This window comes from Sphingobium sp. TKS (assembly GCF_001563265.1).
Taxonomy (GTDB): domain Bacteria; phylum Pseudomonadota; class Alphaproteobacteria; order Sphingomonadales; family Sphingomonadaceae; genus Sphingobium.
Map to the genome: position 1 here is coordinate 132,563 of NZ_CP005083.1, position 13,567 is coordinate 146,129.

11 protein-coding genes and 2 pseudogenes are annotated in these 13,567 nt (G+C 61.1%); 9 read left to right on the forward strand and 4 right to left on the reverse strand.

Annotation, left to right across the window (positions count from 1 at the left end; all coding sequences use genetic code 11):
- The first annotated feature begins 3 nt into the window (after positions 1–3).
- From K426_RS00690 to K426_RS00710, 5 genes and pseudogenes are all read left to right on the forward strand, one after another.
- Positions 4–1,131 carry an NADH:flavin oxidoreductase gene (locus K426_RS00690; protein WP_066561220.1) on the forward strand — a complete coding sequence of 376 codons (1,128 nt, stop codon included), beginning with the start codon at positions 4–6 and terminating at the stop codon, positions 1,129–1,131.
- A 173-nt stretch (positions 1,132–1,304) separates the two neighbouring features.
- Positions 1,305–2,951 (forward strand): FAD-dependent monooxygenase, encoded by a 1,647-nt coding sequence (locus tag K426_RS00695; RefSeq protein WP_066553027.1) that lies wholly within the window; start codon positions 1,305–1,307, stop codon positions 2,949–2,951.
- Positions 2,948–3,883 carry a 3-keto-5-aminohexanoate cleavage protein gene (locus K426_RS00700; RefSeq protein WP_066553029.1) on the forward strand — a complete coding sequence of 312 codons (936 nt, stop codon included), beginning with the start codon at positions 2,948–2,950 and terminating at the stop codon, positions 3,881–3,883. Before K426_RS00695 ends, K426_RS00700 begins: the two co-directional genes overlap by 4 nt.
- Before the next feature lie 105 nt (positions 3,884–3,988).
- Positions 3,989–4,390: pseudogene (locus K426_RS00705) on the forward strand (acetyl-CoA C-acetyltransferase); the annotation flags it as partial.
- A gap of 94 nt (positions 4,391–4,484) precedes the next feature.
- Complete coding sequence (locus K426_RS00710) at positions 4,485–5,369, forward strand: hypothetical protein (RefSeq protein ID WP_066553035.1); 885 nt, start codon at positions 4,485–4,487, stop codon at positions 5,367–5,369.
- On the opposite strand, the pseudogene K426_RS00715 reads toward K426_RS00710, so the two are convergent.
- A pseudogene (locus K426_RS00715) lies at positions 5,345–5,611 on the reverse strand (hypothetical protein); the annotation flags it as partial. The gene K426_RS00710 and the pseudogene K426_RS00715 sit on opposite strands and share 25 nt — an antisense overlap.
- Positions 5,612–5,744: 133 nt before the next feature.
- Between K426_RS00715 and K426_RS31750 the strand changes: the two are divergent.
- Positions 5,745–5,909, forward strand: coding sequence for a hypothetical protein (locus tag K426_RS31750; protein ID WP_158511715.1), 165 nt, complete (start codon positions 5,745–5,747; stop codon positions 5,907–5,909).
- A 374-nt stretch (positions 5,910–6,283) separates the two neighbouring features.
- Here K426_RS31750 and K426_RS31090 read toward each other — a convergent pair whose 3' ends face one another.
- Complete coding sequence (locus K426_RS31090; protein ID WP_237229867.1) at positions 6,284–6,454, reverse strand: hypothetical protein; 171 nt, start codon at positions 6,452–6,454, stop codon at positions 6,284–6,286.
- A 207-nt stretch (positions 6,455–6,661) separates the two neighbouring features.
- Between K426_RS31090 and K426_RS00720 the strand changes: the two genes are divergently transcribed.
- Positions 6,662–7,255: a TetR/AcrR family transcriptional regulator gene (locus tag K426_RS00720; RefSeq protein WP_066553042.1), complete on the forward strand. Its 594-nt coding sequence runs from the start codon at positions 6,662–6,664 to the stop codon at positions 7,253–7,255.
- A gap of 86 nt (positions 7,256–7,341) precedes the next feature.
- Entirely contained in the window at positions 7,342–8,016 is a 675-nt protein-coding gene (locus tag K426_RS00725; RefSeq protein ID WP_082748341.1) for a flavodoxin family protein, read from the forward strand.
- Positions 8,017–8,034: 18 nt separating this feature from the next.
- Here the strand turns inward: K426_RS00725 and K426_RS00730 are convergent, their stop codons facing one another.
- Together K426_RS00730 and K426_RS00735 are read right to left on the reverse strand one after the other, a co-directional pair.
- Complete coding sequence (locus K426_RS00730; protein ID WP_066553049.1) at positions 8,035–8,739, reverse strand: Crp/Fnr family transcriptional regulator; 705 nt, start codon at positions 8,737–8,739, stop codon at positions 8,035–8,037.
- A gap of 31 nt (positions 8,740–8,770) precedes the next feature.
- Positions 8,771–9,928 (reverse strand): alpha-hydroxy acid oxidase, encoded by a 1,158-nt coding sequence (locus K426_RS00735; protein WP_066553052.1) that lies wholly within the window; start codon positions 9,926–9,928, stop codon positions 8,771–8,773.
- A 108-nt stretch (positions 9,929–10,036) separates the two neighbouring features.
- On the opposite strand from K426_RS00735, the gene K426_RS00740 reads away from it, so the two are divergent.
- A complete protein-coding gene (locus tag K426_RS00740; RefSeq protein ID WP_082748345.1) occupies positions 10,037–13,504 on the forward strand; it encodes an indolepyruvate ferredoxin oxidoreductase family protein in 3,468 nt (1,155 codons plus the stop codon).
- Positions 13,505–13,567 lie beyond the last annotated feature (63 nt).

Sequence of the window (13,567 nt, forward strand, 5' to 3'; positions counted from 1 at the left end):
CCCATGCGTCAGTCCCCCCTTTTCGAGCCGTTCCGCTTGAAGTCTCTATCGCTCCCCAATCGGGTGGTGATGGCCCCGATGACGATGGAGGCCAGTCCCGGCGGTGTACCGGACGACCACACCGTTCAGCATTACGCATGCCGGGCTGCGGGCGGCACGGCCTTATTGATTACCGAAGGTACCACGATCGGTCGGCCAGCGGCGTCCCATAACGGGAACATCCCGAATTTCCATGCGGCGGACGCATTGAGCGGCTGGGCCAAGGTGGTCGAGGCGGTCCATGCGGCCGGCGGCAAGATCGCGCCGCAGCTCTGGCATGAGGGCATGGCCCGTAAGCCTGGCACGGGACCGAACTCGGAAGCGCCGTCTGAAGGACCATCGGTCGGGTCGGACGGCGGTATTGCCATGTCCGACACGGAGATCGCCGACACGTTGGAGGCGTTTGCGATCGCGGCCGGCGAGGCGAAGCGGCTCGGCTTCGATGCCGTCGAGATTCATGGCGGACACGGCTATCTGCTCGATAACTTCTTTTGGGAGAGCCAAAACAAGAGGACTGATGGCTACGGGGGCAATCATCGCAACAGGGGCCGATTTGCGGGCGAAGTGGTGCAGGCGATCCGCGCGGCCGTCGGGGAAGATTTTCCGATCATCATGCGGTTCTCGCAGTTCAAGCTCGAGGATTATCTCGCGAAGATCGCAACCTCGCCGCAGGAACTCGAAGATTTGCTGGCGCCATGCGTCGAAGCCGGGGTGGATATGTTCCACGCTTCGCAGCGGCGGTTCTTCGAGCCGGAGTTCGAAGGCTCCAATCTGAATTTGGCGGGGTGGACCAAGAAGCTGACAGGCCTTCCGACCATTACCGTGGGATCGGTCGGCCTCAAAGGAGCAGACGCGCTGGATTCCTTGCGCGGTGGCGAGACTGGCCCCGATCGCATCGACCGCATCGAAGAGAGGCTTGCGAACGGCGAATTCGACTTGGTTGCGGTTGGACGAGCGCTGCTGACCGATCCAACCTGGACTGAAAAGGTCAGAGAGGGCCGCTTCAGCGAAATGCTCGCATTCGATCCGGCTTCGCTGGGCCGCCGCCGTAATAATGTGGACGATTATCTCAAGGACTCCAAGGCGTCTTGAGCACTCGACTCTTGGGCCGCGGTCTCAATTAGATCGAATCTGCGGCCCGTAGATACCGACCCGATCGCTTCGCATCACGCTGCTATCCGTCGCGGTGATGCAGCCAGAAATTCCAACAATCTGCGGCGGCCAATCGATGGGCGCGTGGAAGTCTTGCGCACGGGAATCAGGCCATGACATCAGACTATTCGAAGAACGAACTCCCGGTCATCATCGTGGGAGCTGGACCAGCGGGGCTATCGCTTGCGATCGAACTCGGCAGGCGCTCGGTCAACTGCGTTTTGATCGAGCGTAATGACCGCGCGGGTGTGGCGCCCCGAGCCAAACTGACGAATGTGCGCACCCGCGAGCATTTGCGCCGATGGGGCATCGCTGATCACCTTCGCGACGCCTCACCGCTTGGGGTAGACTATCCCGCCAACGTAATATTCGTGACGAAGCTCGCCGGACCGCTGATCACGCGATTCGAGGATACTTATTCATGCAACCCGGCTTCGAACCCTCTCTACTCCGAACACGCCCAGTGGATTCCACAATATAAGTTGGAAACTACTCTCTTCGACTACGTCTGCACCTTGCCGAGCGTTCAAGTCCTTATGGGGACCGAGGTCGTCGGCTTCGAGCAGGAAGAGTCCAATGTGAGCGTTCGCATCTGTGACGTTGCGACGGAGACCGAGAAGACGATCTCAGCGGCATTTTTGGTAGGTGCAGACGGAGCGCGAAGCACCATCCGAGAGATGGCGGGAATTCAAATGGCCGGCACCTACGGCATGTCGAACAACTACAATACGATCTTTGAAGCACCTGGCCTCGACCAAGCCCATCCTCATGGTCCGGCGATCCAATACTGGCAGCTTAACGGCGACGTGCCGAGCACGATGGGGCCCATGGATGTCGGCGATCGCTGGTTTTTCATGCCCATGGGACTGGCCATGGGCGGGCGGTTCACGGACGAAGAAATGCCCGACGTAATCCGGCGCGCGACCGGCATAGATCTTCCTTACCGCATATTGAGTTCAGACGCCTGGGTCGCCAGCCGGCTTCTGGCTGAACGCTATCGATCGGGTCGGGTTTTTCTGGTCGGCGATGCGTGTCACCTCCATCCGCCGTTCGGTGGTCACGGCATGAACATGGGCATCGGTGACTCCGTTGATCTAGGTTGGAAACTTGCGGCGGTTCTGCAAGGCTGGGCCGCCCTTACCCTGCTCGAGAGCTATGAGGCGGAGCGCCGGCCCGTCCATGAGCGGGTGCTGGAAGATACCGAGATCAATCACAAGACAGCACCCAACCAACTGGTGCGAGCGGGCATCGAAGAGGACTCGATTGCCGGAGAAGCGGTACGCGCTGAAGTCGCCAGCCTGGTCAGAGAGGTCAAGCCCCGCGAGTTCTACGGCCTGAACCTCGTCTTGGGTTACAGCTACTTTGGCTCGCCGGTGATCGTCCGTGATGCGGATGATCCCACCGCCTGGGTGCCGGGGCCTGATTATATTCCATCGGCGCGCGCGGGCAGCTTGGCGCCACACCAATGGCTGGAAGACGGCAGTTCACTCTACGATCGGTTCGGCGACGGGTTTACGATGCTTCTGCTTGACCCGGAAAATCGCACGGAGGCCGGTAAGGCTGCCGACCAAGCTGAGGCTGCGGGAATTCCGTTCGAAACCGTCGAGTTGGACGATCCAGCCCTTCGCGCCCTCTACGGCGCACCATTAGCCCTCATCAGGCCCGATCAGCATGTCGCGTGGCGCGGAGACGCCGTGCCCGCAAGCCTTCTAGACACTGTGACAGGCCGTCGGGCAGGCCTCAACGGAGACACGGAATGAAAAAGCGGAAAGTCATTGTCACCTGTGCAATCACAGGCTCGGTCCACACGCCGTCAATGTCGCCGTACCTTCCGATCACGCCGGATGAGATTGCGGCCTCAGCGATTGAAGCGGCCGCAGCCGGTGCCTCGGTGGTGCATCTTCACGCACGCGATCCCGAGAGCGGGAGACCAACCCAGGATCCCGAAATTTATCGCCAGTTCTTGCCCAAGATCGTCGAAGCCTGCGATGTGGTTGTGAACATCACGACGGGGGGCTCGCCGGTCCTGCCGCTCGAGGAGAGGCTGCGCCCGGCAGTCACATTCGAGCCTGAGCTTGCCTCCCTCAACATGGGCTCGATGAACTTCGGGATGTACGAGATGCTCGGGCGCTTCACCGAGTTTCGGCACGATTGGGAACGACCCTATCTTGAAAACTCGGCCGATCTGGTTTTTCGGAACACTTTTCGGGACATCGAGTATATCCTGAAATCGTGCAGCGCCGCAGGCACGCGTTTCGAGATCGAGTGCTATGATGTGAGTCATCTCTACACGGCGGCTCACTTCCGCGATCGCGGGCTGCTCGAAGGCCCGATTTTCATTCAGACCGTATTCGGCACGCGCGGCGGCATCGGCGCGCATTACGAAGACATAGTAATGATGAAGCGCACGGCAGATCGGCTGTTCGGTGACGACTACATCTGGTCCGTGCTCGGCACAGGCCGTGGCCAAATTCCGATCGCGACGATGTCGGCGGCACTCGGCGGAAATGTCCGCGTAGGGCTGGAAGATTCGCTCTGGGACGCTCCTGGGCAGCTTGCCACAAGCAATGCCGCGCAAGTTCGACGAATGCGCACAATACTTGAAGCGCTCTCGCTCGACGTAGCGACACCGGATGAAGCACGCGAGTATCTGCAATTAAAGGGCAAGGCCGCGATGAAGATCCCGGTTTGACCTTCTCCCTTCTAACCGCATCGCTGGCGTTTCGCCAGTTCTCAGGCACCCGGCTGCTGCCGGATGAACAACGCTGCGCATCCCTCTAGTTCGAGTAAAAAGTCCATGAGCGATCCTGTCGTTATCGCGAGCTACGCCCGTACCCCGATCGGCGGACTGCAGGGTCTGCTGTCAGCTGTGACGGCTACCCGGCTCGGCTCAATCGCCGTAGGTGCTGCCGTCGAGCGCGCAAATGTAGCACCGGACGCCATCGCCCGCATCTACATGGGCTGCGTCTTGCCCGCCAACCTGGGCCAAGCTCCTGCGCGGCAGGCGGTAAGAGGGGCCGGTTTGCCCGACAGCGTCGAAGCCACCACGGTCAACAAGATGTGTGGATCGGGCATGCAGGCCGCGATCATGGCCTTTGAGGCACTCGCCGCCGGAACTGTCGATGTCGTGATCGCGGGCGGTATGGAGAGCATGACAAACGCACCCTATCTCCTTCCCAAGCATCGCAGCGGCGCGCGCCGCGCTCGCGGAAGCAAAAGAGCCGGACAATGCGGCCGCTGCGGAGGATGCGGCTGCATCTGAGGCTGAGCTGCCTGTCGAAGTTGCTGCAGGCATGCCTGCCGGAGAGCATAAGAAGGTCGCCAGAACCCGCGCCGCGATCCTGAAGAGTCGTTCGACGGACCGTACATCGACAGGTGGTCGCGGCAAGTTCCGGCTGCTTGTGGCGCCGACATCGGGGGAGCGCGCCTGCTGCGTGCTCGACGGTCTGGTTGCCGCCATAGAGGCCAAGGGCTGGTCCCTCGACAATACGGAACAGGGCTATGCCATCGTCGCCGACGGCGAGACCGTCGGCCTGATGATCGAGGAGAAGCTCGATCGCGTGCCGCATGTCATCACCGCAGCGGAGATCAAGGAGAAGGCGGATTATGACCGCAAATGCGCGCTGGCCGATCGCGGGATCGGCTATCGACCATGGCGCGAACCGCCGATCCCCGAGCATGACTATGTGCCGAACGGCGAGCTCGTCCTGAAGTTCGACCGCGAATATGACGCAGGCGGTGCGCGTCGGACCTATTCCGACGGCAAGCACCAGCGGCTCGAGGACTTGATCCCAGCCGTGGTCGATACGCTCGGGGGATGGGCCGTCGCAGTGAAACGGCGGCGCGAAGAAAGAGCCGAGCAGAAGCGGCAATGGGAGGAACAGGACCGCAAGCGAAAGGACATCGAGCGGCAGGTCCGCGTGGAGGGCTACCGGATCACGTTCCTGCAACGGCAGGTCGAGCGAAAGCGCGAGATCGACGGCTCGGCTGGTCTCATCGATCTTTGGAGCGAAGCCGAGGATCCAGATTCGAAATTTGCCGAGCTGCTCGAGTTCGCGCGCCTCTACCCGAAATGGCTCGAGGCCAAGCCGTCGCTAGACGCCGTCGCCAAGCGCATTGCCGAGCTCAAGCTGATGGATGACGACGTCTACATCTACGATGCGAAGCGCCTCGACTGACCCTCGTCCTCCTGTGCCTGGACATTGCCGCGGAAATTGGGCTTGAGCAGCTTGGAGCCGTTGCTCAGGCGGTCGAGCTCGCCCGACCACCACTGCATCATAGTGACCCGCTCGTTCCAATATTCGCCGCGGGTATAGGCCCGGCGCACGCCGTCGCGCTCGACATGGGCCAGCTGGCGCTCGATCGCGTCGGGGTGGAATCGCCCATTTTCGTTGAGCAAGGTCGCCGCCATCGCGCGGTAGAAAGCGCAGCACATTGATGAAGTTCCGGCAGTGCGAGCGCGAGATCGTGCTCATCGGGGTATCCCTGCCGATCACCGACACAGCAAGCCTGCGGCTCGTCTCATATGCTTCGCGCGTGCGCGCACCCCATACTTGCGTCGGATCGGTCAGATATCGCTCGTAGGCATCGTCGAGGGTCAGCAGCGGCGCTTCTTCAACCGGCAACTCCGTGCTGCTGCTGATCGCATCGCTGCTGGTCGTGCGGCGCTGCCGAAGATCGTCATGGGACGGTTCCAGCAGCGTCGGGTCAAATGGTAGACCGGCCATCGACCTGAAATGCTCAATCTCGGTTTCGACACCCGACGGGCCATTTGCGTAGCAATTTTGTGTAACAGCCAACTCGACCATTTTTCGAGGTTTTGCGGAGAGTTGCGGGCGAACTGCATGCGCATTGTGTAGCAGTTTTGTGGAGCAGACGCGCGGAGAGGACCGTCTTTGCGACGATTCTCTAGCGTTTTCCGATGTCTGGAAAAGAATGGTGCCAGAAGAACACTCCCATCGGGCACCCAAGAGGCTGATTTTCCCTGCAAACCGGCAGTGGAAAATCACCGGCACCATCAATCGCACCAACACACCGTCTGGAAAAGGCTGGATGTCCCCGGACAGGGGTAAAATTATGCCGTGACAGCCGCTTAGTAGTAGCCATATGGCGGGCGAAAGGCGTGATCGTTATCGTCGCCGAACAGCTTATTTTTCTCGAAACGCTGCTCGAGGCCGTCAGCCGAAAGCGCAGCCTCGCGCGAGGCCAGTCGGCGCTCGGCCAACCCCACGAATTCGGCGCCGCGGCCGGTGCGCGTTGACATTTCCTCGCCTCACAAATTCGCCACCAGCCATCTCAACCGATTGAGCAAGATATCTCTTCGAGCACTACATCAAGTGCCTTCGCACTGCCGAAGCCAACGCGACAGGCTGCTCTGGCGAGCACCGCACCGCACCGCGTCCACCGGCGCACTTGCGATTAGAATATGAAAGGTGATTATACGCCAAGTCGCATAGAATGAGGAAATGCCATGGCGCGCCCGCGAGAATTCGACGCCGATAAGGCCCTTTATGCGGCGTTGCGCCTTTTTTGGGAGCGCGGGTTCGACGATACGTCGCTGGCGGAACTCGCAGATACGATGGGCATTGTGCGGCCCAGTTTGCAGGCCGCCTTCGGATCTAAAGAGGATTTGTATCGGCAGGCAATCGATCTTTACGGTCGGGAAGCGATGGCCTTCGTCGACGAAGCCGTCGGGAGCGATAGTGCCGCTGAGGTCTGCCGCCTGTATCTCAAGGGTTATTGCGATATCCTGAGCGATCCCGGGACGCCACCGGGATGCTTCATGATCAAGGGCTTGGTGTCGGCGGGCCGTGGTGCCGCCGTCGCGCGGCAGGAGGGCGTGAGCAGGCAGCAGAGCTATGAAGCCTTGCTTGAACAGCGGTTTCAGGGTGCTCAGCAGAGCGGAGATTTGAGCGAGGACATCGACGCGCGCGCGCTGGCGGAAACACTGACCGTTATCGCCAACGGCCTGGCCGTTCGTGCCGACATGGGGGCCACCCGCGCCGAACTCCATCGGCTGGCCGACTTTGTTCTTGCCAACCTTTTGATTCCAAGCGCGCAATGATTCTATGCCGACATGCATAAAACAGATTGACGGCCTGACATGTTGGATTCTATGCGACTTTGCATATTATCCTGCGGAGTTGTGCGATGTCGGAATCGATCAAAGTGGCGATCGTGTATCACAGTGCGTTCGGACACACTCGCCGTATCGCGGAAGCCGTGGCACGGGGAGCTGAAACGATCGAACGAACCATCGCGACACTGGTGGCGGTTGAGGACGTGGCCGATCATTGGGATCTTATGGATGCCGCGGATGCCATCATCATGGGCGGCCCCACGTATATGGGCAGCCTTTCGGCGCAGTTCAAAACCTTCATGGATGCAACGTCGCGTGTGCAATATGTGGAAAAGCGATGGGACGGTAAGATCGCCGCGGGTTTTACCAACGGCGGCTCCCGCGGGGGCGACAAGCAAAACTCACTTATCCAGCTTATGACGTTCGCAGCGCAACATCAGATGCACTGGGTGGGACTGGGTCTGAGCTATGGCAACAATCGCGCGAATACCAATGACGAAATTCTCAATCGCGATACCTACTCGATCGGTATGGCCGGCCAGTCGAACATCGACCAGGGCAGTGACGTGGCGCCGCCCCCATCCGACCTGCGCACCGCGGAATATCTGGGTCGGCATGTGGCTGATTTCACCCAGATCGTGGCGGCTGGCCGCAAGGCACTTAACCGGCCGACGCTTCCCGATGGACCGGGGGGTGCCGAAATCCATGATCCTGAACGGCGCGGCATTGACGAGATCGCCGTCTGACCGCAGCGCTTGGCCGCGTCAGCGCGAGAAATCGCGCAGCCGAGCGCCGCTGTGCGCCGCGATTTCCAATGCGGGAAGGTTGGTGAGAACGATCGCGCCGTTGCGGATTGACAGCCATCCTTGCTCCTGAAACCTTTGCAGCATCCGGTTTACGGTTTGCCGTGTCGTTCCTACCATTGCTGCCAGTTCGGATTGTGATAGCCGGGTCGACAGGGCAATGCCTTCCGTATTCGTCTCCCCGAAGGTCTGGGCAATGTCCGTAAGTCGCTGGGCCAGCCGGAAAGAGACTTCGTTGAGCGTCGCACCGGCAAAATGGTCGCTAAGCAATCGCATGTGCCGCGACAGCAGCTTCAACAGCGCGCTGTTGATTTCGAAATGAGTGAGCCGTAATCGGTCAATAGTCGTGCGATCTAACAATTGTAGCTCGACATCTTCGTGGGCGTCCGCCGTCTGCGGGCGCGGCTCGCCGTCGATGACACTGCTGGTACCAAAGCAATCGCCAGGCCCGAACAACTGGTAGAGCAAATCGCGCCCATCCTCACCCATCACCGACAGGCGGACGGAGCCTGAGACGATGCGGAACATTTCATGTCCTTCATCGCCCTGGGCGTAAATAAGCGCCCCTGCTTTCACGTGACGCCGACAGGCTGCGCCTAGCAGCGCGCGTGCGGTATCCTCGGGTAACCATTGAACGATATCAAAAGGAGCAAAACGCGGCGCCATGCGACAATGATCAACCACTTGGCAGAACTGGTCAAGCGAACGCGCTCAACCCTACGATGCTCCGGTCCAGCTCCCCCAGGCTGCGCGCGCCACTCAATACCATGCAACGTTCAACTTCATCACGAAGGAGCAAGATCGCGCGTTCAACGCCTTGGCTTCCCGCAGCCGCGAGGCCGTAGAGATAGGGGCGACCGATGGAACAGGCGTCCGCGCCCAGCGCGAGCGCTTTGACGATATGGGAACCGCGCCGGATGCCGCCATCGCAGATGATTTTCGCGCGTCCACCCAGCGCATCGGCAATCGGCGCGATCTGATCGATCGGCGCGGCGGCGGACTCAAGCTGCCTTCCGCCGTGGTTCGACACCATGATGATATCGGCACCGGCATCAACCGCGTTACGGGCATCGTCCGATCGCAAGATGCCCTTGATCGCAAGCGGGCCGTTCCAGCGCGCTGCGAGCCAATCCACGTCCTTCCAGGTCAATGAGCGATCGAACTGGCCGTTGACATATTCTTGCAGAGACGTTGTCCCCCCAGACATTGCAGTAACGCGGTGCGCGACGTTGACGAAATCGAATTTGCGACCGAATAATGCGGGGATCGACCACCGTGGCTTGGAGGCGAACCCAAGGAACCCTTGGGGTGTCAGCCGGGGCGGCAAGGTAAGCCCGTGCAGAAGATCGCGCTCCCGCTTGCCCGCCATGGGCGTATCCACCGTCAGCACCAGGCCATCGTAGCCTCCGGCACGCGCGCGCTCCACGAACTCCTCGGTTAGCCCGCGGTCTTTGAAAATATAGATTTGAAACAACTTCGGCGCCCGCATCGCGTGCCCGAACTCCTCTATTGTCGTCGTACCGAGAGTGGAGAGGCAATAGGGGATGCCAGAAGCGGATGCGGCTTGCGCGACCGCGAGCTCTGCATCGTGGTGGAAGAGGCGTGTCAAGCCGGTGGGAGAAAGGATCAGTGGAAACGGTATGCAATGTCCGAAGATTTCGGTTTCCGTGCTGACGGTGGATACGTCTGTGAGCATCCTGGGCAGCAGCTCGTACCGATCGAAGGCCGCGGTCGATCGGCGCAGCGCCACCTCGTCTTCCGCTCCGCCGTCGATGTAATCGAATATGGGGCGCGGCAACATACGGTGGGCGCCCCTCCGCAACGCTTCGATATTGTGCCAGCGATTTTCGCGCATAAAGGCTCCTCCCTGCGCAAGGTCTAAATCAAACGACACGAGGATGCTGTCATCCGGATGACAGCGCTCTTTTACGCAAAGCATTACGATGGTCCCAGGAGAGACCGAATGGACAAACATGCCCCCGTTTCGCTAGAAGACAAATGGGCTATCACGCGCGGCCGCATCCTGTTGAACGGGACGCAAGCGCTGGTCCGCGTCCTTTTGTCGCAGGCGTGGCTGGATCAGTGTGCCGGGCTTAGGACGGCCGGCTATATCAGCGGGTATCGCGGCTCGCCGCTCGGCAACGTGGACACCACGCTTTGGTCTGTCGGTAAACGCCTCGAACAGGCGGGTATCCGGTTTCAGCCTGGCGTCAACGAGGATTTGGCAGTCACCGCTATCGCGGGCACGCAGCAGATCGATCAGGTCCCCGGCGCGCGCTACGATGGGGTATATTCCGCGTGGTATGGTAAAGGCCCCGGGGTCGACCGATCCGGTGATGCCTTCAAGCACGGCAATTACGCGGGCGCCCATCGCAACGGCGGGGTCGTGCTTTTCTACGGCGACGATCACTCGGGCAAATCCTCCACCGTGGCGTACCAGAGCGAACAGGCGATCGCGGCGAACCTGATCCCGTCCTTCTATCCCGCGGATGTCGGCGAAATATTGCACTTTGGTTTGCTGGCTCTCGCATTGTCACGCCATTCGGGAACCTGGGCTGCGGTGAAATGCGTAACAGAAGTTGTGGAACAGACCGCGTCTGTCGACATCGATCTCGATACGTTCGCGCCGATTATGCCCGCGATCCCTGCTGTGCCGCCTGAAGGGCTGCACGCGAAGGTCCGACCGTTCAATCCGCTGCGTGCCGAACAGATCGTAGTGGAATACCGCTTGCCGTCGGTCATACCATTCGTGCGCGCGAACGGGATCGACCGCACGATATTTCGCGCGCCCGAGCCGCGCCTTGCGATCGTGAGTGCGGGCAAGAGTTACGGAGACGTGCGGCAGGCGCTGGCGCTGTTGGAAATCGACGAGGCGCGCGCGACGGCTCTGGGCATCTCGCTATTCAAAGTCGGTTGCATTTGGCCGCTTGATGCTGAAAGCATCGCCGCATTCGCGCGCGGGCACGACACGTTGCTGATTGTCGAGGAAAAGAGGAGCTTTATCGAGGCTCAGACGGCCTCGGCGCTGGTCAACGACCCAGCAGCGCCTCGCCTCATCGGCAAGGCGGACGAGGCGGGTGCTCCGTTGCTCTCGTCCGTCACGCCGCTACAACCCGAGGACATCGCGCGGGTCATTGCGGATCGCCTGAAACGGCTCGGGGTGGAATTCAATGCGCTCGCGCCGGGGCGCGGGGCGGCGCCCGCCGGGGGCAATACGCTGCCTACCTTGCGCACGCCCTATTTCTGTTCCGGATGCCCGCACAACCGATCGACGCGGATCCCCGATGGGAGCCTCTCGATGACCGGCATTGGCTGTCACACGATGGCGGCCTTCGCCACGCCCGAAAAAGCGTTGCTGCCGACGCAAATGGGCGGCGAGGGTCTTAACTGGACGGGGCTGGCACCTTTTACCGACACGCCGCACATGTTCCAGAACATGGGAGACGGCACCTATTACCATTCCGGCACGCTCGCGATCCGGGCCGCCGTCGCGTCCGGCGCCAACATGACCTACAAGATCCTCTATAACGACGCGGTGGCGATGACCGGGGGACAGCCGATCGATGGGCCAATATCGGTCGCGAAGATCGCGCACCAGGTGCTTCACGAAGGGGTGAAGCGGGTTGTCCTGCTCAGCGACAATCCCGATTTGCACCGGCGCGACCGCGCCATGCCCGCCGCCGTCGCAATCCATCACCGGGACGCGCTCGAGCGCATCCAGCGCGAATTGCGGGAGACGCAGGGCTGCACGGTCCTGATCTACGAGCAGACCTGTGCGGCGGAAAAACGCAGGCGCCGCAAACGCGGCGAGCTTCCCGATCCTCCCAAGCGCATGTTCATTGCGGAGGATGTCTGCGAAGGGTGCGGAGACTGCACCGTCCAGTCGAGCTGCATGAGCATCATGCCGAAGGAAACCGCGTTCGGCCGCAAGCGGACGATCGATCAGTCCAGCTGTAACAAGGATTATAGCTGCGCAGACGGCTTTTGTCCGTCGTTCATCACCGTGCGCGATGCCGAACCTGTTCGGCCCCGCGGCGCGGATATCGACGATACGCTGTTTGAGGGCCTGCCTGAGCCGCGCCGGGTCGAAGGATCCTGGAACATCATGGTTGCGGGCGTCGGCGGCACGGGCGTTATCACCGTCGGTGCGTTGATTGCCATGGCGGCGCATGTCGAGGGACGAGCCGTCTCGTTGTTCGACATGACCGGTCTCGCGCAAAAAAATGGGGCGGTCTTTAGCCACATACGGGTTGCCGCTACGTCCGGCGAAATACGCACGCAAAGACTCGGCCGCGGCGAGGCAGACCTTCTGATCGCTTTCGACCTGATCGCAGCGCTCTCGTCCGACGCAATCGCCACCTTGCGGCATGGCCACACACGCGTTCTTGCCAACAGCTTCGTGATGCCGACGGCCGCATTCCAGAGCGACCGCGATGCCCCGTCGGAGGCAGAAATCCTGATGGCGCGCCTCATCGCCAGCGCGGGCGAAGACCGTTGCATTCAGATCGATGCGGCCGCGCTGGCACGCCGCATCACCGGGGATACGATGGCGGCGAACCTCGTCCTGCTGGGCATGGCCGCCCAATCCGGCCTGCTGCCGGTATCGACCGTCGCGCTGGAACGCGCCATTATGCTGAACGGGGTTGCGGTAAAGGCCAACATCACGGCCATGCGCCTGGGCCGCGTGCTTGTCGCGGACGCAGCCCGCTTGGACCATCTCACGGCCGACCGGGCGGATCGCGCTGTGACTCCGCAGACGTTCGAAGACATTGTGACCCATCGTTCCGCGCATCTTTCGCGCTATCAGGACGACGTCCTTGCCAAACGGTATCGCGATAAAATGGCGGTCGTCCACGAAGCGGAGCAGCGGGCCGCCGCCCGGTCCGAGGCGCTCTCACGCGTGGTTGCGGTGAACTATGCGAGGCTTCTGGCGATCAAGGATGAATATGAGGTGGCGCGGATGCTGACGGATCCGGTGCTGCGGCGGAGCCTGTCAGAAACGTTCGGAGACGGCGCGCGACTGAGCTTCAACATGGCACCGCCGTTTTTACCTGGCCGGGCGGCGAACGGCCGACCACGCAAGCGGGAAATTCCCTGGTGGCTTGCTTTCCCGGCGCTACGACTGCTGGCCCAAATGCGGGGATTGCGCGGAACCGCGCTCGATATCTTCGGCAGCACTGCAGAGCGCCGACGAGAGCGCGCCTTGTTGCGGGATTACGAGGCGCTTGTCGATCGCACGGTCGCGCGTCTTTCCGCCGACAATCTTGCGGCAGCAACCAGGCTGCTGGACGAAGTCTCTGCGGTGCGGGGATATGGCCCCGTGAAGGACGAGGCCATGTCGCGGTATTTCGACAAAATTCGCGCCGACGAACGTCTTTTCAGTGACGGAGACGCGCTGGATCAGCCTGACGTGGCAGCTTTTGCGACGTAAAAAGCGACGGGAGCGGGAAACTTATGCCTGCTATCTGGCGCGGCACTGGCACAGTTCTCATTT